Annotated in this window: 15 protein-coding genes and 1 tRNA gene; 14 read left to right on the top strand and 2 right to left on the bottom strand. The window is 44.4% G+C overall.

Features of this window, described 5'->3' with window-relative positions:
• The first annotated feature begins 72 nt into the window (after positions 1-72).
• Both ABR189_RS09695 and ABR189_RS09690 read left to right on the top strand, forming a co-directional pair.
• On the top strand, positions 73-1,998 hold the full coding sequence (locus ABR189_RS09695; RefSeq protein ID WP_354660276.1) for a menaquinone biosynthesis decarboxylase: 1,926 nt from the start codon (positions 73-75) through the stop codon (positions 1,996-1,998).
• Positions 1,970-2,458, top strand: coding sequence for a DUF6265 family protein (locus tag ABR189_RS09690; RefSeq protein ID WP_354660275.1), 489 nt, complete (start codon positions 1,970-1,972; stop codon positions 2,456-2,458). The genes ABR189_RS09695 and ABR189_RS09690 overlap by 29 nt, the downstream gene beginning before the upstream one ends.
• Positions 2,459-2,655: 197 nt before the next feature.
• On the opposite strand, the gene ABR189_RS09685 is transcribed toward ABR189_RS09690, so the two are convergent.
• Positions 2,656-4,239: a peptide chain release factor 3 gene (locus ABR189_RS09685; protein WP_354660274.1), complete on the bottom strand. Its 1,584-nt coding sequence runs from the start codon at positions 4,237-4,239 to the stop codon at positions 2,656-2,658.
• 193 nt (positions 4,240-4,432) lie between these two features.
• Here ABR189_RS09685 and ABR189_RS09680 point away from each other — a divergent pair, with 193 nt between their 5' ends.
• The 4 genes from ABR189_RS09680 (at position 4,433) to ABR189_RS09665 (ending at position 9,738) form a co-directional block, all read left to right on the top strand.
• The gene (locus ABR189_RS09680) at positions 4,433-5,692 is read left to right on the top strand and encodes an ABC transporter permease (RefSeq protein WP_354660273.1); all 1,260 of its coding nucleotides are present in this window, start codon (positions 4,433-4,435) and stop codon (positions 5,690-5,692) included.
• A gap of 130 nt (positions 5,693-5,822) precedes the next feature.
• Positions 5,823-6,827 (top strand): tRNA (adenosine(37)-N6)-threonylcarbamoyltransferase complex transferase subunit TsaD, encoded by a 1,005-nt coding sequence (gene tsaD, locus ABR189_RS09675; protein WP_354660272.1) that lies wholly within the window; start codon positions 5,823-5,825, stop codon positions 6,825-6,827.
• A gap of 48 nt (positions 6,828-6,875) precedes the next feature.
• Positions 6,876-9,014: an alpha-L-fucosidase gene (locus tag ABR189_RS09670; protein ID WP_354660271.1), complete on the top strand. Its 2,139-nt coding sequence runs from the start codon at positions 6,876-6,878 to the stop codon at positions 9,012-9,014.
• A 1-nt stretch (position 9,015) separates the two neighbouring features.
• The gene (locus tag ABR189_RS09665) at positions 9,016-9,738 is read left to right on the top strand and encodes a tRNA1(Val) (adenine(37)-N6)-methyltransferase (protein WP_354660270.1); all 723 of its coding nucleotides are present in this window, start codon (positions 9,016-9,018) and stop codon (positions 9,736-9,738) included.
• 14 nt (positions 9,739-9,752) lie between these two features.
• Here the strand turns inward: ABR189_RS09665 and ABR189_RS09660 are convergent, their stop codons facing one another.
• Positions 9,753-10,958: an NAD(P)-dependent oxidoreductase gene (locus tag ABR189_RS09660; protein WP_354660269.1), complete on the bottom strand. Its 1,206-nt coding sequence runs from the start codon at positions 10,956-10,958 to the stop codon at positions 9,753-9,755.
• 82 nt (positions 10,959-11,040) lie between these two features.
• On the opposite strand from ABR189_RS09660, the gene hscB reads away from it, so the two are divergent.
• From hscB to ABR189_RS09620, 8 genes are all read left to right on the top strand, one after another.
• Positions 11,041-11,574: a Fe-S protein assembly co-chaperone HscB gene (gene hscB, locus ABR189_RS09655; protein WP_354660268.1), complete on the top strand. Its 534-nt coding sequence runs from the start codon at positions 11,041-11,043 to the stop codon at positions 11,572-11,574.
• Positions 11,575-11,600: 26 nt separating this feature from the next.
• A tRNA-Leu gene (locus ABR189_RS09650) sits at positions 11,601-11,684 on the top strand.
• 436 nt (positions 11,685-12,120) lie between these two features.
• Complete coding sequence (locus tag ABR189_RS09645; RefSeq protein ID WP_354660267.1) at positions 12,121-12,675, top strand: RNA polymerase sigma factor; 555 nt, start codon at positions 12,121-12,123, stop codon at positions 12,673-12,675.
• A 109-nt stretch (positions 12,676-12,784) separates the two neighbouring features.
• Positions 12,785-14,239, top strand: a complete 1,455-nt coding sequence (locus ABR189_RS09640) for a glycoside hydrolase family 28 protein (RefSeq protein ID WP_354660266.1) — start codon at positions 12,785-12,787, stop codon at positions 14,237-14,239.
• Positions 14,240-14,323: 84 nt separating this feature from the next.
• The gene (locus ABR189_RS09635; RefSeq protein WP_354660265.1) at positions 14,324-15,535 is read left to right on the top strand and encodes a FecR family protein; all 1,212 of its coding nucleotides are present in this window, start codon (positions 14,324-14,326) and stop codon (positions 15,533-15,535) included.
• Positions 15,536-15,687: 152 nt separating this feature from the next.
• On the top strand, positions 15,688-19,194 hold the full coding sequence (locus ABR189_RS09630) for a TonB-dependent receptor (protein ID WP_354660264.1): 3,507 nt from the start codon (positions 15,688-15,690) through the stop codon (positions 19,192-19,194).
• A gap of 28 nt (positions 19,195-19,222) precedes the next feature.
• Positions 19,223-20,959, top strand: coding sequence for a RagB/SusD family nutrient uptake outer membrane protein (locus tag ABR189_RS09625; protein ID WP_354660263.1), 1,737 nt, complete (start codon positions 19,223-19,225; stop codon positions 20,957-20,959).
• Positions 20,960-21,227: 268 nt separating this feature from the next.
• Positions 21,228-23,090, top strand: a complete 1,863-nt coding sequence (locus ABR189_RS09620; RefSeq protein WP_354660262.1) for an arylsulfatase — start codon at positions 21,228-21,230, stop codon at positions 23,088-23,090.
• The last annotated feature ends 19 nt before the right edge of the window (positions 23,091-23,109 follow it).

Genomic DNA, 23,109 nt, shown 5'->3' with positions numbered 1-23,109 from the left:
GTCGGCCTCATTTTTTATTGCCATCAGGGATGAGTACTTTTGCGGATTGGTTGATCATTAGCATAAACGGTTATGGCATTTAAAAATCTGAAACATTTCATAGACACACTGGAGCAGGCGGGCGAACTGGTACGCATAAAAACCTATGTAAACCCAAAGCTGGAAATAGCAGAGATCACGGATCGTGTCAGTAAATCGGCTGATGGTGGTAAAGCATTATTATTTGAAAACACCGGATATGACTTTCCCGTGCTGATTAATGCGATGGGAAGCTATAAAAGGATGTGCCTGGCCCTGGGAGTGAAAGAGCTGGACGATGTGGCCCATGAGATAGAAGACTTGTTTAAAATGTTATCGAAACCCAAGGAGGGCATACTGGATAAATTATCCATGCTGCCCAAACTGGGACAGTTTGCCTCCTGGATGCCTAAAGTGGTAGGAGGTAAGGGAAGTTGCCAGGAAGTGGTGATGGCACAGCCGGATCTGGGTTTATTGCCCGTAATGACCTGCTGGCCAAAAGATGGCGGGCCATTTATCACCCTGCCGGTTATCCATACCAAAGATCCTCTCACCGGTACCCGCAATGTAGGGATGTACCGGATGCAGGTGTTTGAAAAGGATATGACGGGAATGCACTGGCATAAACACAAGGTTTCTGCCAAACATTTTATGGAGTATAAAAAGCTGAAAAAACGCATGCCGGTAGCAGTAGTGCTGGGAGGAGACCCGGTATATACTTATTCCGCTACGGCTCCATTACCGGAGAATGTCGATGAATATATGCTAGCCGGTTTTTTACGCAAGAAAAAAGTGGAACTGGTAAAATGCATTACCCAGCCGGAAATAGAAGTACCGGCCGATGCGGATTTTGTTATTGAAGGGTATGTAGATCCGGAGGAAGACCTGATATGGGAAGGGCCTTTTGGCGATCATACGGGTTATTATTCCCTGGCCGACTGGTACCCGAAATTTCATGTTACCGCGATTACCCATCGTAAAGATGCCGTTTATCCCTCTACGATAGTAGGGATCCCCCCGCAGGAAGATGCCTGGATAGGGAAAGCTACGGAACGCATTTTCCTGGCGCCTATTAAAATGACCCTGGTACCTGAAATCATTGATATGGAAATGCCGGTAGAGGGGGTGTTTCATAACCTGGTCATTGCCCAGATCAAAAAAGATTACGCAGGCCAGGCACAGAAAGTGATGAATGCCATGTGGGGAGCAGGACAAATGATGTTCAACAAAATACTGGTAGTAACGGATGAGGGCGAACGTATCCACGATTATAAAAAACTGGCGCAGTATGTTTTCCGTAATTTAAACCCGGCTACAGATATTTATTTAAGCCAGGGGCCGATGGATGTGCTGGATCATTCCTGCTCTAAAATGGGTTTTGGCGGAAAAATGTGTATAGATGGCACCCGCAAGCATGAAGAAGAAACAGATACCGCTTTCCATTTGCCACCAGCCCCAAAAGAACTGGATGAGGCTGCGCTGATGCAGCAGTTCCCTGAAATAAAAGGAATAAACGCATCTTTATTGAAGATGGACATTTCCTGTGTTGTAATAGCTGTACAAAAAAGCCGGCCACAGCATATCCGTGAACTGAATGAACAGCTATATCAGCTACCGGCACTACAGGGGGTGAAAATGGTGTTGTATGTAGAGCATACCGTGGATGTGTCTGACCTGGCCAGTGCATTATGGCGTTTTTGTAATAACCTGGACCCCAAACGGGATAGTTTTGTTGTTAATAAGCCATTAGCCGGGCATCCGGGTAAGTATATGGCAGGTATAGGTATGGACGGCACGCAGAAAACGAAGGCGTTGGATAATTTTGAGCGGGACTGGCCCAATATCATTGTGGCAGATGATGAAACGATCCGTAAGGTAGATACCAAATGGAAAGACCTTGGATTGGGTAATTTTATCCCTTCCCCATCGCTTAAGTATAAACTACAGATCTATGGCGAAGAAGCGGTGGTACAGCAATAGCTTGTTATTGATCCTGTTCCTGGGTAGTTGTTTTACGGCAAGTGCCCAGGTCCAGCTGGCCGACTTTAAATACCTGGACCAGCTGGAAGGCGCCTGGGTGATGCGCACCCGGCAAAGCATTATTGCTGAAAACTGGACCCGGATAAATGATACCTGCTGGGAGGGGCGTAGCTGGCGTATAGTAGGCAGCGATAGTACGCTGGAAGCCTCTATGCAATTATTGCGTACAACGGAGGGCATTTATTTTGTGCCCCTGATAAGCGGCCAGCAATCTCCACAACCCCTACGACTTAAAGTGCGTGTGTTAAAACCTATTGGCTTTGTAGCCGAAAACCTCTCTTACGATTTTCCCCAAAAAGTCATTTACCGCTTCAAAGGTGCGGATCAGCTGGACGCCCGTTTTTATGGAAAACAGCAGGGTACTTCCCAGGAAATCATTTTCCAGTATGAGAAGGAATAGTTAAGTAGTAATTCCGTTTTTCGCAAATTAATTTCCCGAATCTATAAAGCATAGCCCGGTGCGTATGCTACTTTTGGTGCTACACGAAATACAAGCCTGATCAAATTCTTTAAAAATAATAATTTGAGTTGGTCGTACAAGTAACGCCGCATCTGATCCCAGGTAGCGGCTTTTTGTTGCATGCTTGTCTTCGGGAATTATTTATGTATTTCTGAAGTAAAGTTAAAGGTGATGTCAGGGTTATTCGCCCTTTCTGTGTTCAGGTACCATTCTGATTGTGCCAGGTATACTACATGCCCGTCTTTGTCTTCCACAATATTGGCTTGTTTGAAACGGATAAAATCTTCAATCTTTTGTTTATCGCCGGTAAGCCAGCAAGCTTTATAGAAGGGGAGTGTGTTGAACTGACAGGCAGCACCATACTCCTGGAGCAAGCGGTATTGGATCACTTCAAATTGGAGATCGCCCACACAACCGATGATTTTGCGGTTGCCATTATGCTGGGTAAATAATTGTGCTACCCCTTCGTCTGTTAGCTGGCGGATGCCTTTTTCCAGCTGTTTGGTTTTCATCGGGTCTTTATTCACCAATTCCTTAAACAGTTCCGGAGAGAAGCTGGGGATACCAGTGATATAAAGATTTTCTCCTTCTGTAAGGGTATCACCAATTTTAAAGTTGCCGGTATCAAACAAACCAACTACATCACCGGGAAATGCGTCATCCACAATATTCTTTTCACGCGCCAGGAAGCTGTAAGGGTTGCTGAAGCGTACATCTTTATCCAGCCTTACGTGGTGATAGAACTTATTCCGCTCAAATTTGCCGGAGCATACTCTCAGGAAAGCGATACGGTCACGGTGGCGGGGATCTAGGTTGGCATGGATTTTAAAGATGAAGCCGGTAAATTTATCTTCATACACGTCAATTTCCCGGGTGCTGGCTTCGCGGTTGCGGGGAGTAGGTGCAATTTCCACAAAGGTGTCCAGCAGGTCTTTTACCCCGAAGTTATTGACCGCACTACCAAAGAATACCGGTGCGATTTTTCCCGCCAGGTATTCCGTTTTGTCAAAAGGATCATAAACCCCTTCTATCAGCTCTACATCGCCCCGCAGCTGGCTCGCATCCTGTGCATTAAAATGTTCATCTATATAGCTGCTGCTCAGGTCTTCCAGAGGAACGATATCTTCATCCGTTGCTTTTTTATTCGGCGAAAAAGCAACGAGGCTTTTATCATAGAGGTTGTACACCCCTTTAAAATCCTTGCCCATGTTAATCGGCCAGCTTAAAGGACGTACTTTGATCTGTAATTTTTCTTCCAGCTCATCCAGCAGGTCAAACGGGTATTTACCATCCCGGTCCATTTTGTTAACGAAAATGATTACCGGAGTATCCCGCATGCGGCATACCTCCATCAATCTTTCGGTTTGCTCTTCCACCCCTTTTACGCAGTCGATCACCAGTACTACGCTGTCTACCGCAGTAAGGGTACGGTAGGTATCTTCCGCAAAGTCCTTGTGACCCGGTGTATCCAGGAGGTTGACCAGGATATCGCGATATTCGAATGTCATTACAGAAGTAGCTACAGAGATACCTCTTTGCCTTTCTATTTCCATAAAGTCGGAGGTAGTGTGCTTTTTAATCTTGTTGGATTTTACAGCACCCGCCGTTTGGATAGCGCCCCCGAATAACAGGAATTTTTCCGTGAGGGTAGTTTTACCGGCATCGGGGTGGGCAATAATGGCAAATGATTTTCTTTTACTGATTTCGTTAGCGTACTTCATAAAATGTCCGAAAAATGGGTGCAAAGGTAATGAAAAAGGTGGATAGTGTATGGCGAACTGGCAACGTTGTGTTGCTGCCGTTTGTAAGGCCTAATAACCGGTAGCCCACAATTAGGAGGGCAGCGTGCCCAAACCTGTTTATCATGGCTTAAATTCGTATTGGGAAGCAAAATAAATGCGCTAAATTTGGAATATGTTATCAACACTTAAAATACTGTGGAGCAGCCTTGGGATGGCGTTGCAGGAGTTGCGGGTAAACAAATTACGTACGTTTCTTTCCCTGCTGGGTATCACGATCGGCATCTTCTGTATAATAGCGGTATTTACGGCAACAGACAGCCTGGAACGTAATGTGCGCAAAGATGTGAATGCATTGGGCAGTGATGTGATTTACATTGAAAAATGGCCCTGGGGTGGCGGAGGTGACTATCCCTGGTGGAAATATATGAACCGGCCTTTACCTGAAATCAAGGAACAGCGCCTGGTACAGGAAAAAACACATAGTGCCGGCGCTACTGCCTTTATGTTTGCCTCCGGCGGCAAAAAAGTAGAATACCGGGATGACTATATGACGGGCGTGGAAATGATTGGCGTGACCCAGGATTTTAACAAGATCCAGGAGTTGCAGATCACGGACGGGCGTTATTTTACCAACAGCGAAAACAATGCAGGCGTGAACGTAGCTATTATGGGAGCGAATGTATGGGAAGGGCTTTTTATCAACCCTGAAACAGCATTAGGCAAAGTGGTGCGTTTCGCGGGCCGTGATTGCAGGGTAATAGGCACATTAAAAAAGAAAGGGGAGAGTTTGATAGGGGGCATTAACTATGATAATTCGATTATCCTTCCTTACCGGTTTGCCCGTACAATCGTAGATGAACGCCGGTATGCCGATCCTTTGATACTGGTAAAAGCGAAGCCAGAGATAACGGTAGGGCAGCTGAAGGATGAATTGCGGGGAGTAATGAGGGCTACCAGGCGTTTGAAACCAACACAGGAAGACGATTTTGCACTGAATGAGATTACCACGCTGAGTAATGACCTGAACGGCATGTTTGGTGCCATTAACATTGGTGGAGGTATGATCGCTATATTTTCGCTGATAGTAGGCGGTTTTGGGATTGCTAATATTATGTTTGTTACCGTAAAGGAACGTACCAATATTATAGGCCTTAAAAAGGCGATAGGCGCAAAAAGAGGGATTATCTTATTGGAGTTTCTGCTGGAGGCTATTTTATTATGCCTGATAGGCGGATTTCTGGGACTTTTTTTCGTATTTATTGGCACTGTGGGTATCTCCCAGGTAGTAGGAAGTAACTTTGAAATCGTATTAACCCTGAAGAATGTAATATTGGGGCTGAGCATATCCGCCATCGTGGGATTGTTGGCAGGTTTTATCCCGGCTTTTTTTGCCAGTAAGCTGGATCCGGTAGTAGCCATCAGAAGTAATTAAGTAAAACTGGTGGGTCAGTGGCGGGGCATTACCTGGCCATATTCCTCCTGTAAATCAATAAAAAATGGAGAAGGCTGTTCCTGCGGGGATGGCCTTTTTTACATCCAAAATCGTGTTACCTTTGCAGCTTATGTCAGTCAAAATATTAGCAATAGAATCATCCTGTGATGATACCGGAGCAGCGGTATTGGCAGATGGTAAGATATTATCCAATAAAATTGCCAATCAGAGCGTGCATGAGCAGTATGGAGGGGTGATACCTGAGCTGGCCTCCCGTGCGCACCAGGAAAATATTGTGCCGGTGGTAGATATGGCCCTGAAGGCCGCAGGCGTTAAGAAAGAAGACTTAAGTGCCATTGCCTTTACACAGTCGCCCGGTCTGATAGGCTCACTGCTGGTAGGCAGTTGTTTTGCAAAGTCGATGGCATTGGCATTGGATATTCCGCTGATAGGTGTGCATCATATGCAGGCGCACGTACTGGCTAATTTTATTGAAGACCCCAAACCGGCCTTTCCTTTTCTGTGTCTGACTGTTTCCGGCGGGCATACCCAGATCGTGTTATGTGAAAGCCCCCTGAATATGCGTATTATTGGGGAAACACTGGACGATGCTGCCGGGGAGGCATTTGATAAAAGTGCCAAGCTACTGGGTTTGCCTTATCCCGGAGGCCCTTTAATAGACAAGTACGCCCGGGAGGGCAATCCTTCGAGGTTTAAATTTCCGGAACCGCGTATACCGGGGCTGGATTTCAGTTTCAGTGGCCTTAAAACGGCCATCTTGTACTTTCTACAGGAAAATGTACAGCAGGATGCGGCATTTAAAGAAACCCATCTGGCTGATATCTGTGCTTCCATCCAGGATAGGATTGTAAGCATCCTGATGAACAAACTGGTGAAAGCTGCGGAAGAAACCGGTATACGGGAAGTGGCTATTGCTGGCGGAGTAAGTGCCAATAGTGGTTTAAGAAAAGCATTGGAAACGTATAGTGCCAGATATCAATGGAACTATTACATCCCCAAATTTGAATATTGCACGGATAATGCTGCGATGATAGCAATGACTGCTTATTATAAATACCTGGCAGGCGATTTTGCAGGACTGGATGCAGTTCCTACTGCAAGAGCGGCGTTTTGAGCTGAAACCTATATTGGCCTTTAAGATTTATACCTTATTACATCGATTATGAAAAAAATGCTGATTGTTTGTTTGTGTATGCTCGCCGTATATCTGCCGGTAGCAGCGCAGGACGCACAAGCACTATCTGAATGGAAGCACCAGAAGTATTCCATGTTTATCCACTGGGGGGCTATCTATTCCACATTGGGAGGGGTATGGGAAGGCAAGCCGGTAACCCGTGGATATAGTGAACAGATACAATCGCATGCAGGAATTTACAGTGATGTATACGGAGATGTGGCCAAACGTTTTAATCCTGCCTACTGGAATGCAGATAGTATTGTATCGCTGGCTAAGGCAGCGGGTATGCGCTCTGTTGTGATCACCTCCAAACATCACGATGGCTTTTGCATGTTTAACTCTGCCTACACTGATTATAATGTAGTAGCAGCTACTCCCTTTAAGCGGGATGTAATAAAAGAACTGGCAGATGCCTGTAAACGGCAGGGCCTTAAATTGGGTTTGTATTTTTCATTGATAGACTGGCATTTTCCGGAGGCATATCCTATTACCAGCAGTAACAGTGATCCTATTACGCCGGAACATCATGAGTTTAATAAAAAGCAGGTCACAGAATTGCTGACGAATTACGGACCTATTTCTGAACTGTGGTTTGATATGGGCTCTCAAACATCACAGCAAAGCTGGGAGCTGGCAGAACTGGTGCACCGGCTGCAACCTGCCTGTATGGTGAGCGGACGCCTGGGGAATGATGCGGGCGACTTTTGCGTGATGGGAGACAACAATTACCCTGATTATAAAATTGCTACCCCCTGGCAAACACCGGCTTCTGTATATGATGAAACCTGGGGATACCGCTCCTGGCAGCAACATGGGAAAGCCACTGATAAGGCAAAAGAAAAACTGGAAGGGCTGATAAAGGTAGCCAGCAGAGGAGGTAACTATTTATTGAATATCGGTCCACGCGGAGATGGTTCTGTAGTAGATTTTGAAAAGGAAGTATTACTGCTGAATGGAAGCTGGCTGAAACGTAATGGAGAAGCGATCTATAGCACTACGGCCAATCCGTTTGATACCACTTTTGCCTGGGGGGAAGTGACGGCTAAACCCGGAAAACTTTATTTACACCTGTTACAGCAACCCGCTAATGGGACTATCATATTGCCTGGTTTAAAAGGAGAAATAGAAAGCGTGGTATTGCTGGAAAAACGTAAACGACTGAAATGTAAGATCAATAATACCGGCTCAGATATTACCATTACACTGCCATCAGGATTTAATCTTGATAATGATATCAAAGTACTGACAGTAGCGTTTAAAGGTGGGTATAAAATAATTCCTACGCATGTTATTACGGCAAGCGGGACTGCGCCCATTCAGCTTGGCAGGCGTAATGCTATCAAACAATACAGTTTTTCAGGTATTGATTATGAGAGTTATTACCGCAGTACAGTGGCCGCTTCCTGGACATTTAAGACAGCCGGAAGCGTTACGCCTTCCCTGGTATTCAGTCAGGGTGAAAAAGATAAAGTGATTGTTGTCACGACTGATGGTAAGCCGAGAACGGTAAAGCTGGAGAGTGAATTAACGTTGCCACTGAAAAATAGTGCCATCCCTTTACAATGGGGCCCTCTATATCTGGCAGCACCTGTAAGGAGTGGGATAGACGGGACAACAGGCAGTCAGCTGAATATTGATCCCACCCAGCCCTGGCCTAACGCTGTCGACAAGCCCTGGACCAAACAAACCAACTGGAAAAACAATACCACCTATGAAATAGAGGCAGACAGGAATACCGGGTGGTTTGTATTACAGGAAATCACAGCGGCAGAAGCACAGCCTTACCTGATAGAACTGATCAGTGGGGATGGTATACAGGTATTCTTAAATGGAGAAGAGCAGCTGGTGCATAATAACCCCGAAAGAGGGGCTACGCAGCAGGAAGTATTATTATTGCCTTTACAGCAGGGCAAGAACCAGCTGGTAGTGAAGTTTTATAACCGCTTTAGTAAAAAAGTAACTTTAGGGATCAATACCAAAGTGCCGCAGGTGTTGTATAAGCAGGGATTACCCTTACTTGCAGATACGCCCGATCATTTGCATACCATCAGTATCCGGCAAAGTCAGCCAGTATCCGTACATCGTGATATGCGGTTGCCTAACCTGGGTATCGTAATAAAATAGGATGGCAAACCATTATTTTAAGTTCAAAGCCTTTACCGTTCACCAGGAGCATTGTGCCATGAAGGTATGTACAGATGCTTGTGTGCAGGGCGCATTTACCGCGCAATACCTGGAGCAAACTCACCTGGTACCTGCCTATATACTGGACATAGGGGCGGGCACGGGGTTGCTGAGCTTAATGCTGGCACAAAAAACGGAAGCGCTGATCACGGCGATAGAATTGGATTTGCCGGCTTACGTGCAGGCACAACAGAACTTTTCCGCTTCCCCATGGGCCGCACGCCTGCAGGTAGCCAGTGCCGATATACGGGAATGGGAGAGTGGGCGCTGCTTTGATTTTATCATTACCAATCCTCCCTTTTATGAAGCTGCGCTAAAGAGTAACAATCACCAGCGCAATCAGGCCATGCATGCTACCACGCTTAATTACCGGGAGTTGTTGCTCGCCATCCAACAACAACTGACTCCTACAGGGCGGTTTTCCGTGTTATTACCTTATACTTCTTTTGACTCGTTTATGCTTCAGGCGCAGCAGGGGGGATATCATTTACAACAGGTATTATATATCAGGCAAACACCGCAGCATGATTTTTTCAGAACGGTGGGCATCTTTGGAAAAGAGGTTACACAAACCATTACCACTACTATGTCTATTTATGATGAGGAGAAAGCATACACACCCGAGTTTGTATCCCTCTTAAAAGATTATTACCTGTACCTGTAAGCGGGGCATATCCCTTACCGTGCGTAATCTTCCAGGTAATCAAATTTAGGCGTCAGTTTACCCGCTTTCACAATGGTAGCATTATTGATCAGTTGACTATCCGGGCGGAGTAAATCTTCAAAAACATATTTCATCAGCTGGTCGCCAAAGTACTGTGATGCATCTCTGGGCAGTTCATTCGGCAGATTACTCACGCACATCATGTCAATAGTGCCCGGGAGATAAGGCGCTGTTTTTTGTCTGGATATACGGTCAACCCCATATACAGGGTCTTCAATAGTGCTATCGTCGATATTGCAGGGAACAGAGCCATTGGTATCATCCGTAATATCTGCAATTACCTGGATCCTGAAATTATCTTTTGCAATGTCTGCCCAGGTAAAGAGCGGGGCAATCCGTTGTTCCCAATAGATGCCATTCATCAGGATATCACTGGCCGTAACAAAGGGGAGGAACCTGCATTCATAGGCCTCCGGATGTGCGTGAAAGTCATCCCGGCTGTAGGTTTTGTCAGATTTACGCAGGTATAATTCCCCCGCTTTGAGTTGTGTATATACCGGGTATGCATACTGGTTCATTAAAAACTCTTCGGGGGTAATATATTTAATACCCAGCAATCCCATGATCTCTAATATACCTGCGGCTACCCGGCCGGAGCCCGTAGCCACGATTTTCAGCGGTGGTAATTTTACACCAAAGTAATGTGTAATCAATTCCTGAAAATCATGACAGGCATGTACTGGTTTGAAACTGAATAACCCTGTTTTTTTCCCATATGCCTGCAACCCATTATGGGCGCCTACCACACCGGCAAAGAAGCCGAAGCCCAGGATACGCTGTCCGTCTTCATGAACCAGGCATTCGTAATCTACTAAGGTGATATCCTTTTCCAGGATGGTTTGCAACATCTTTTTGTTATGCGGCTGCTTCTTTTTTGTATGGGAAAAAAAGAGGTACGTTTTACCAGGTATTAATTTATCGGCCGGCACTTCTTTGATGCCTAACAGTATCTGGCAATGGGAAAGGTCTTCTGCCAGGGTAATGCCTGCGCGGCTATATTCTGCATCAGTAAAGCACCGGTAGGAGGCCGGCTGAACCGTGATTTTTACGTGAGGATAATGTTGCATGATCCATTGGCATTGCCTTGGGCTGAATGCCACCCGGTTATCATGTGGTGTTTTTTCTTCTCTGATAAGTCCTATGTGCAACGTGTTTTCCATGTTTCAATTTACAGCATATTTTATTACTGCGGGATATAAGGAACATGTTTTAATTTTGCCACCTCTTGTATAAGTTGCAATTATGGCTACCAACTATTTCGAACTATTTAATATCCCCGTTTCCCTGCATATTGATAGTGCCCTGCTTAAACAGCGGTATTATGAGCTAAGCAGGCAATACCACCCTGACATGCATACGCTGGCTGATACGGACGCCCAGGCACATGTACTTCAGCAATCTGCGGAGGTAAACAAGGGGTTTAAAGTATTAGGCAACCCTGAATTACTCTTACAGTATGTACTGCAGCAAAAAGGGCTCCTGGAAGACACGGAGAAATTTCAATTACCTTCTGCCTTTTTAATGGAGATGATGGAATTGAATGAAAGCCTGGTAGAGCTGGAATTTGATCCTGAGGAAAATGAAATAGTAGCCTTGCAGCATCAGATTGTTGCCATGGAAAATGCGCTATATAGTGAGGTAAGATCCATTATAGATACCTATGATGACAGCCTGATATCCGCTGTAGCGCTGGAAAAACTTAAAATATTTTACTTTAAGCGAAAATATTTCTTGCGGATTAAAGAAAGATTTTCTACATTTGCAGCCCGCAATTGATGAAGCATTACGCACAATTGCTTTGAGCCCAGATGGCGGAACTGGTAGACGCGCTAGACTCAAAATCTTGTATTCGCAAGGATGTGCAGGTTCGATTCCTGTTCTGGGCACAAAAGATGAAACCCGCTCTTAGAGCGGGTTTTTCCGTTTTATGAGGTGATGCTTTTTGTGTGAAATCACTACAACATCAAACCCTCACTACAACAATCCTACAACAATTTCACACATCATCTTCTTGCGGTAACCGCTTCCCCACGGTTACACTTCTTGGTAATTGTTCTTATATTAGGGATTTCGGTCAATGATTTAAATAACTGTGATTGCAGACCTTGATAAATATAACTCCAATATAAGTTGTATAGATAGGTATCAAATCAAAACGTATATTTACATTTCCTGACTTAGTTGTAATGATATGTATTGCAACTTTAAGCCTATCCTCATCACACGTTAATGAAATTTTTAAAGTTAGTACAACATAAAAAAGGGTAGGGGGTTATAACCACTTTTAACTGTTACTAATACTATTTAGGGAAAGACTTCATAATGAATGAAGAATTTTACATAACAGGTTTACTTCAGGGGAATGAACAGGTTTTTCGTGAGATATTTGAAAAATATCATACGCGATTATGCTACTTTGCTTCCACGTTCCTGGCTACAGATCAGGATGCGGAAGATGTGGTACAGGAGGCCTTTGCAAAACTTTGGCAGAGACGTGAACATTTCCCGGATTTGAATTCGATCAAGGCTTTCCTGTATATCACGGTTAAAAACCGTTGTCTGAACATTTATAAGCATGGTAAAGTTGTGCGTAAATATGAGGGCTCATTAGAAGAAGAATGGGAAAGCGATGCCATGATCCGTATCATTGAATCGGAAGTATTGGAAAATGTATTCCAGGCATTGGAGAAGCTGCCCGCAGGTTGCCGTAATGTACTGCATCTCAGTTATTTTGAGGGAATGAAGCATAAGGATATAGCCCACCATTTACAGGTGTCTGTCAATACTGTAAAAACCCAGAAGACAAGAGGACTTCACCTGCTGAAAAGACTGCTGAAAGGTTCGTCACTCACCTTATTTTTGAGTCACTATTTGTAATGATCCGGTTTACCACGCTTATTTACTTCTCAGGGAAATAAAAAAGTCCATTCTCTTTTCACCCCTTTTTCATCCGGGGTTGTTTCTATTATAGTTATCAAACCAGATTATGCTCAGAAAGATTTTATTTGCCATAGGGCTATCCTTTGTGGTGCTTACACTCCATGCACAAACATTTAATATCCTGGATTACGGCGCAAAAAATGACACCAATATATTAAGTACAAATGCTTTTAACAAGGCCATTGATGCCTGTAATAAGATGGGAGGGGGAAGCGTTATTGTCCCCGCGGGTATCTATAAATCAGGAACTATCTATTTGAAAAGCAATGTTGACCTCCATTTTGAACAGGGCGCTACTTTGTACGCAAGTGTGGATAGCAAAGATTTTCCTGGTCCGGCAAAAACATCTTACAACTCCTACCAGGATCTATACGGATGGTGCTCCCTGATATTTGCGGAAGGAGCCAGTAATATATCCATTACGGGTTTCGGAATTATTGATGGCAATGGCGGACGGCAACGTCCTGATCCTAAAACATTCCCCAAGGGAGTCCGGGATGGAAGGCCACGAAATCTTCTTTTTATTTCCTGCAAAAACGTGACTGTTGACGGGGTATCGCTCACTCATGCAGGGTTCTGGAACCAACATTATTATGATTGTGAGGATGTCATGGTAAATAATATCAAGGTATTTAATCACGGGAGCAAAAACAATGATGGTCTTGATATTGATGGTTGCAGGAGATTCGTACTCAGTAATAGTATCATAGACTCCGATGATGACGGGATCGTAATAAAAAGTAGCAGTACCGGCGCCAGTGAGGATATTACTGTTACCAACTGTATCGTCAGCAGCTTCGCCAATGCTATTAAATGCGGTACAGAATCAACCGGTGGATTCCGAAATATCAATATTTCCAATTGTGTGATTAAACCTTCCAGGTCTACTTCAAAGCCGGCATTTAAAACTCCCCGGCACGGCATCACGGGTATCTCCCTGGAAATGGTGGATGGCGGCATCATGAATGGCGTTAGTATAAATAATATGTTGATCCAGGGTACTGATTGCGCACTCTATGTGCGGTTAGGGACCAGGAACCGGAAACATGCTTCTGCTGCTCCTGATCCGGCTAATGGCCAAATGAGAAATGTACAGCTATCCAATATCCTTGCCTATAATACAGGTAATTATTCTTCGTCTATAACAGGTGTTCCGGATGCCAGGATTGAAAATATTTATTTAAGCAATATCAGGATCTTTAACCAGGGGGATTTGAAGCCAGGGGAATATATCTCAGACATGGAAAAAGTAAAAGAGTTTGAAAACGGTTATCCTCAGCCAACCGTATGGGGTAATTTGCCCTGTTACGGATTATTTATCAGGCATGTTAAAGATATTGATATCATTAATTGTACGCTGAAAAGCGAACACCCGGACCCAAGACCAGCTGTTATTGCCGTGGATGTTGATAACCTGGTAGTGGACAGATTGCAGACTGATAAGGCAAATGCAAGGAAAGCGCTGATCATGAAACATGTGAAGAAAAGCAAGGTGAATTGAGCACTTTTGCCGGGATGCAGAAATATTTTTTTTCCCCCTTTCACCCTTTTTTCATTTAAGGTTGTTTCTATTATAATTACGCATATGATACAGGACGAACGATACTATGAAATAGCCGGATTAATTGCTAAATCTCTGAGCACTAAATTGTCTTCAGAGGAAGCGGCGCAACTGGAAGCGTGGGTAGCAGAGAGCGATGAAAATAAAAAGCTTTGGGAGCGCCTGACCGACCCGCTTTATCTGGAAGCACAGGTAGCATACTGGGAGAATAAGAAGGATAAAAAAGTATACTGGAAACGGCTGTCAGAAAGGAATTCCAGAAAGCAACTACCGGGGCGGATGTTCGTTTACAAAGCACTGCGGTATGCTGCCATCATTTTACCGCTTATTTTAATTTGCGGAGCAGGGTGGTATCTCTTTAGTGGCCAGGGACAGAAAAGCGCAACAACAAAGGATTTAGCCAGTGTGCATATTTTGCCGCAGGGAAAAGTGGCGCAACTGATTTTGGCAAATGGAAAAAAAATCAACCTGGTGGACAACCATCAGGAAGCCATCACAGAAAAAGATGGCACGAAAGTACGCAACGACTCAAGCGTACTGAGTTATGCGTCTGGTCCTGGGGATCTTCAGGCGGAAACGTTGTACAACACATTGGTAATTCCCCCTGGTGGTGAATATCGGATAGTGTTGTCAGACGGCACAAAAGTATGGCTCAATGCTGCATCATCCTTACGTTATCCGACACAGTTCAACGGGAAAGAACGGAAAGTATATTTGAGTGGGGAGGCATATTTTGAAGTAGCGAAAGATGCTGCACACCCGTTTATGGTAAATGCAGACAAGATGGATATTACCGTATTGGGAACAAAGTTTAATGTGAGTTCTTATCCGGATGATCCTATACAAAAAACAGCTTTGGCGGAAGGATCCGTTTTAATTAATGATGTTGGGCAGTCTGCAAAAAAAAGAGACGGTGTAATATTAAAGCCTGGTTATGAAGCCGTGATCACGAAGAATGATCGTGCGATCCAGGTAAATAAAGTCAATGTAGAAGCGGCACTAGCATGGAAAAACGGTATGTTTATTTTTGACAGTGAATCTTTGGGAAGCCTGATGCGGAAATTATCGCGATGGTATAATATAGAGGTAAAGTACGATGACGGCGTAGATACCTTGTTCCACTTTACCGGCCGTATCCAGCGATACGAGGAGATATCCGGTATTTTACATTTAATAGAACTAACAGGGAAAGTAGGGTTTACATTTAAAGATAATGAATTGCATGTGAAGAAATAATACGTATATATCAACCAAAAAAAACCGGGAATGCGGCTACATTCCCGGATCAAAGTCGAAATAATCTGTTCATTCCGGTTGAAACCTACCTATGCTAATGCTTAGGCAGGCGAGCGTGAACAGGTATTATCTACCCTTAATCGTACGAAAGTATGCAGAAAAATCTATTTATCCAAGGCCGGTTTGCCGGGCGTGGCATGACGGCATTAATTCTCCGCGCCATGCGTATTACAGTATTTTTGACCCTGGCATGTGTAGTAAATCTATATGCAACAGGTTATTCGCAGGAGACGAAACTTACCTTGAATCTCAAAGACGTAAAACTGTCTGAGGTACTCAGTGTCATCCAGCAGGAAACGGATTACCAGTTTCTGTACAACGATGAAGATGTAAAGAATGCACCTTCTGTAAGCGTATCTGTGAAGGATGCTACTGTCCCGCAAATCCTCGCTATCTGTTTTAAAAATTATCCGCTGAACTATCGTATTGGAAACAAGACGGTGGTAGTATTACCGAAAGTGGCATTGCCCGTAAATATGGCATTACAGGGAATAGTTGCCGTTCCGCCATTTGTGGTCAAAGGCAGGGTCACCGATGAGTCGGGCAATCCCTTATCGGGCGTAAGTGTGGGCCTGAAGGGCCAATCCACGGGCACTGTTACCGATGCAAATGGCTATTATTCCCTTACCCTGGCGGATGGTAATGGTACACTAGTATTTTCTTTCATCGGATATACCAGGCTGGAAAAAGCGGTGGACGGCCGGTCAGGTATTGATGTGGTCCTGCTAAAAAGTGTATCTGTATTGAATGAATTGGTCACCGTTGGATATGGAGTTCAGAAGAAAGAGAACCTCACAGGAGCGATCACCCAGATCAGCGGAGAACAACTGGCGGACCGGCCGGCGTCTAACCTGGAACAGGTGTTGCAGGGCGCGGTGCCCGGCTTAAATATCCAGGCAACTACATCTTCAGGGCAACCTGGGGTAGGCAATTCTGTCAATATCCGCGGATTGGGCTCATTATCAAATTCTGCGGGCGGAGCGTCTTTTACATTGGGACAGCCATTTGTACTGGTAGATGGTGTTCCGATGGAGCTGAATGATGTGGACCCGAACAACGTTAAATCTATTTCAATATTAAAAGATGCGGCTTCTACCGCTATCTATGGCGCAAGGGCAGCATATGGTGTTATTCTGATCACTACAAAAACCGGAACGGAAGGCGGTGGTATGAAGGTTTCTTATTCCTATAACTATGCCCTTGCACAACCAACTACTTTCCCACGGCAGGTAGATGCACTTAGTTTTGCATTAATACTGGATTCCGCAGCAGTGAATACCGGGATAGCCCAGCCATATACCCAGGAGGCTATCGATAGAATCAAGCAATATATGCAGGATCCGGTAAATACGCCCGGTGTAGTTCCGAATGCTGCCGGAACCGGGTGGGATTTTACCGGTTCGGGTTTAGGCGGGAACGCGAACACTGATTGGTATGACGTACTATTTAAGAAAAATGCTATCAGGCAAACACATAACATCAGTATCTCAGGATCCGGAAAGAATATCAGCTATGCTTTATCGGGTGGTTTCTTCCATGAAGACGGTATTTCAAGATATGCTTCCGAACAATATACCAGGAAAACATTGAGCGGAAGGATTGAATCAACACCACTCAACTGGCTGAAAGTAGGTCTGATCACCAAGTTTGTAGGATCTGAGGACAGCTACCCCTGGGATATTAGTGCAGATGGGCGTGATTTCTTTATGAACCGCGTGGCCCGGAATGCCCCTACGCTGCCTTTATACAACCCGGCAGGAGGCTTTTTAAATGCATCCGGTATCAACTCCGGGCTGAATGAAAAAGAACAGCGGAAAACCACCCAATGGGTCTTGTCGCCCACTATACGCCTGGAGCCTGTTAAAAATTGGGTGACCACGCTGCAGTATAATTATACCTATACCAATTATACGCAAACAGACATTGCGAATACATTCTATCAGCTTCAACCTGATTCGACCAAATTGTATGGGTTGAATCAAACCCAAACCAAATACATAGCCACCGCCCGAACATCTACGTACACTTCTCCCAATATTACCAGTACTTATTACCGGCAAATCGGTGGGCATTATATCGGTGGATTAGTGGGTTACCAGCAGGAATTGCAGACGATCTTCGGCATTAGTGGTAATGCTACTTATTTGCTGACCGATAATGTCCCTTCTTTAAGTACTTCGGTTGGGGTGAAAACACCAGCTGATGATAAAGGACATTGGGCAACCCAAAGCTATTTCGGCAGACTGAATTATAATTTTAATGAGAAATATCTGTTTGAAGCAAATGTACGCAGGGACGGCTCTTCCAGGTTTGCACCCGGCAGTCGCTGGGGAACATTCCCTTCCGTTTCTGTTGGCTATAATATTGCCAAAGAAAATTTCTTCCCACTCAAAGAACACATCAGCATGCTGAAGTTCCGCGGATCATGGGGCGCTATCGGTAATCAGAACGTAGCTAATTACCTGTATATACCACTCATGACAAACTCAATAGGAAATTACCTGCTGGGAGGGGAAAAACCTTTCCTCGTACTGCCTCCGAATGAAACCACCACGAGTCTTACCTGGGAAAAGGTAAATACCAAAGATATCGGGTTGGATATGTATATGTTCGATAACAGGTTATATATCGCAGCCGATTGGTACCAGTCAGATATCAATAACCTGGTTGGCCCCGGAATGGCAACACCTCAGATATATGGCGGAACAGTACCGAGAAATAATGATGGCTCTTTAAGAACAAGAGGATGGGAAGTACAGGTCAACTGGAAGCAATCCCTTGGCAACGGCTTCAGCTATTTTGTCAATGCTAATTTGTCTGACCACCGTTCTGTGGTAACCAGTTACAACAACCCACTAAACCTGTTGAGTACTTTTTATAAAGGACAGGTAATTGGTGAGATCTGGGGCTACAAAACGGACGGACTTTATCAGTCTGAAGAAGAGGTGACGAAACGGGGTGTAGATCAATCCTTCATTTTTAGTGGTAACTGGACCCCCGGCGACGTAAAATACCGCGATATGAATGGAGATAACGTGATTAACGACGGGAAGAAAACGGCAGATGATCATGGTGATCTTACTGTCATTGGTAACAGCCAAGCCCGGTATAAATACGGCGTATACGCAGGTGCCAACTACAAGGGGATCGATCTGAGCTTTATGATACAGGGTGTAGGTAAACAGGCTATATGGCCCGGTGGCGGCGTGCAGAATGCATTCTGGGGCCCAAGCCAGGGTGAAGGAGGTGTTGTTATATTACAAGGGCAGGAAGACTATTGGAGGTCCGATAACCCCAATGCCTATTTTCCGAAACCCTATTTCGGTGGCGCATCCACAGCGCGTACCACCATGAACAAAGCTACCACCGATCGTTATTTGCAAAACAAGGCTTATTTACGGTTGAAATCTTTACAGATCGGTTACAGCCTTCCTGTTTCACTGATCAGTAGAATTAAGGCCAGCCAGCTTCGTTTCTACTTCTCCGGCGAAAATCTTTTTACCAGCACCAAGTACATGTTTTTTGACCCGGAACTGAGCAGCTATGGTAATTACCCACTACAGAAGGTATTTTCCTTTGGTTGTAATGTTACTTTTTAATGGAAGAATCAAGCAAAAACGTCAAAACATGAAAAAGTTAAAATTTATAATATCGTTCTTTGTTTTAGTAACATTCATTGCAGGCTGTCGTAAAGATTTCCTGGATCGTGCACCCCAGGACACGATCTCAGAACCTGAATTCTGGAAAACAGCCAATGACCTGCAACTCTATGTGAACAGCTTATACCTCAACTCATGGAAGAACCAGTATACAATGGATGATGGTTCTGATAATGCGTTGTCAACCGATGGCGCCTCTACCTGGATGAACGGGCTAACCCAGCCAACAGTGGATGCCATCGGATCGTATTACAAAAACATCCGGGACGTCAACATTATGATTGCCAATATGGATAAGGTGACAGAAGCAGATGGTAATCAATTTAAGGGAGAAGCTTATTTCATAAGGGCATGGCATTACTTTGAAGTACTGAAAAGAGTAGGAGCCGCTCAACTGGTTAAAGAACCTTTAAAGAGTACTGATGAACAATTATACGTGCTCAGGTCGCGGCGTGATTCAGTGGCTGACTTTATTCTTTCGGACCTGGATAAGGCCATCAGCCTGTTAAAGACAAAGACTCAGCTCAAACAAAGCAGTGAATACCAACGTATCAACAAAGACGCTGCCCTGGCGTTCAAATCGAGGATTGCGCTTTTTGAGGGAACCTGGGAAAAATACCACAATGGTACACCTTTTGGTGTGCAGGGCGGTGATTATGCCCGGTTTCTGCGTGTGGCCGCTGATGCAGCTAAATTGTTAATCGATGTTTACGGCTATACATTGGACGATGATTTCCAGAAGGTACATAATGATCATACTATTGCAGGTGCGCAGATTCCTATCAAAGAAATCATCTTTGCGCGTCAGTTCAGTAACCTGAAGTTCGGTGGAGGAGGAAGAGAAATATTTGGTAACCCCGATATCAACCAATGGCCGCATAAAGTTGGCTATACAAGGTCAGCCATCAGAAGCTTCCTCTGTACAGATGGGCTGCCCATCAGTGTGAGCCCTCTTTATCAGGGGGAGCAATCTCTGGCTGACATCGGGAAAAACAGGGACCCACGGTTGGATATGTCCGTATTCACGCCAGGAGAGATCTATAGAATTTCAGCAAAAGGTGATACCACCTTCTTCGTGAATCCATTTACCACAGTAGATGCAGCGGGGCAATACCAACCTACCGGTTATACCAGCCAGAAGTTTTATACATATGATCTCGAAAGTCCGACACAAAATGCCAAGACATGGGATATGATCACTGTCTTTTTCCGCTACGGGGAAGTGTTGCTGAACTATGCAGAAGCGAAGGCAGAACTGGGAGAATTTGACCAGGCAGTAGCTAATATTACGATTAACAAGCTGCGGGCGAGGGCCAGCGTAAATATGCCGCCACTCACGGTGAGCGCGATCACTACGGATCCTGACTGGCCGGATTATGGTTATACGCTTCTACCTCAGATACAGGAGATCAGAAGAGAACGCCGTGTAGAATTATTAGGGGAAGATTTTCGATTCGATGATATCAGAAGATGGGCAGCAGCGAAGTTGATCATCGGTCAGAATTTCCGGGGCGCCTATTTCGAACCCATCATGAATAACGGCTCAGGAAAAACGATTACCAAAGATGATGAAAATTATATTCAACCCTTTAAAACACAATTACCTTCCGGGTATCAGTTTAATCCTGATAAAAACTATCTGATGCCATTCCCGATGAATGAAATTGTAATGAATCTCAGCCTGACAAAGAATCCCGGATGGTAAGTGGATGGTAAAGGAAACGATTGGAGATTTCTTTTTAGTGTTTGTTGAAGTTAGACATGAATCATCAGCAAGGAATGATAAATATAGAAATACCCGTTATTTCTTAATCATTTCTTGTTGATATTCTTCAAAGGATTTCTTCTTTTACCTGATTACATCAAATTGATTGATCATTAATCTGTCTGCCTGTCAGACGGGACTGGAATATAATGCCCTGATGTGGTGTAAAATAATTGTTGATCCGCTGACTTTTTGAACTCGTAGAATTATGTTTTTTTTCAGAAAAGAAGAGAAGATAAAATGTAGATATGCTTCTCAATTCATGCTCTTCATGCTCTTATTGTCCTGCAGTGCCGTTACGACAGCACAGGACAGGCATGCTGCTGTAGCACTGAAACCAAATATTATTTTCATTCTTACTGATGACCAGGGCATAGGAGATCTCGGATACCAGCATAATCCTTTTATTAAAACACCTCATATTGACTCCCTGGCTATACACAGTACACAACTCAGTAATTTTTACGTGTGCCCTGTTTGTGCACCTACACGCGCTACATTGATGACCGGCAGGTATTCTATAAAAACAGGGATGCATGATACGTATAATGGCGGTGCTATCATGGATAGCCGGGAAGTAACCATAGCGGAATATCTGAAAGAGAAAAAATATACAACAGCAATTTTCGGCAAATGGCATCTGGGAGATAATTATCCTTTCCGTCCCGTTGACCAGGGATTTGACGAATCCCTGGTTTTCGATGGCGGAGGATTAGCCCAGCCGGGAGATGTAGCTAATTTCTCCCGCAAAGACAGTGCTTACTTCGGACCTGTATTATACAGCAATAGTAAACCTGTAAAAACAAATCAATATTGTTCAGATGGATTTACGGATGCAGCCATCTCTTTTATTCAACAGCATAAAAAACAACCTTTTTTCGTTTACCTGGCATTCAATGCTCCTCATGCCCCGCTGCAGGTACCGCAGAAATATTACGATTTATACCGGAATCTGGACAAAGAAATGAAGCAGGCAGGCAGTGAGTTTATGTTGCCTGAGATGAATGAGCAAAGTATAGAAGCAGCTAAGCGGGTATATGGTATGGTCACGAATATTGATGATAATGTCGGAAGATTAATGACTTCACTACGGCAGGAGGGATTGCTGGATAATACCCTGGTCATTTTTATGTCGGATAATGGCCCGGCTCAGCCAAGATTCAAGCTGGGATTAAGAGGGCATAAAGCCAGTGTATATGAAGGTGGTATAAAAGTTCCATGTTTCTTTTACTATAAAGGCTTTAAGGCTGGTAAGATCCCTGAAACGCTCGCAGGTATTGATGTATTGCCCACCCTGTTGGATATGCTTGATATACCTGCAAAAAAAGGAAAGCAACAAATAGACGGTATCAGCTTTCTACCCTTGTTGGAAGGAAGAAATCCTGCTAACGTCATGAATATATTTAAAAACAGGTACTTATTCTTTTATTGGCAAAGAGGATATCCTGAAGCTTATAGAAATATTGCTGTACGGAAAGGGGATTATAAACTGGTAGGGCATACCGCTGCATCTTCCCCATTGAGTGCATTGGAAGTATATGATATCAGGAAAGATTCCTTAGAAACAAACAATATCCTACCCAGGCACCCCCAAGTAGCTGCTGATCTGAAAAATGCTTTTGACAAATGGCTTTCGAAAGCATTGGAAAGCCCGCATCTCGGTATACAACGCGCGGTATTAGGGGCTGATAAACAACCGCTGATAATACTGAACAGGAATGATGCCAGGGGGGTTCCGCCTATGTGGCTACAGGAAGATGTGTACGGGTACTGGGATGTACAGGTGGCGCAATCGGGATATTATCATATAAAGGCCGATTTCCTATCCGGGTTCAAAGCCGCAGGTACAATGATGATCCGCTTTGCTCCTTACCAGGTAACCGTGGATAATACCGATACAACCAGTAATAGTATTACGGTTGATAAGATGTTCATACCTGCAGGTGATTACAGGGTAGAATGCTGGTACAGTAAAAAGGGTGGTGGGCTTGTTTATCCCTTTTACCTGGCGGTACAGAAAGCTGATAACAATGATATAGCAACGAAATACGCTACCGGCAGTATATTTTGAAAATACTTAAATGGATTGA

Source organism: Chitinophaga sp. H8 (assembly GCF_040567655.1).
In the GTDB taxonomy this organism is placed as follows: domain Bacteria; phylum Bacteroidota; class Bacteroidia; order Chitinophagales; family Chitinophagaceae; genus Chitinophaga; species Chitinophaga defluvii.
The sequence above is the reverse complement of the archived record's forward strand: the minus strand, read 5'-3'. Positions and strand labels throughout refer to the sequence as shown.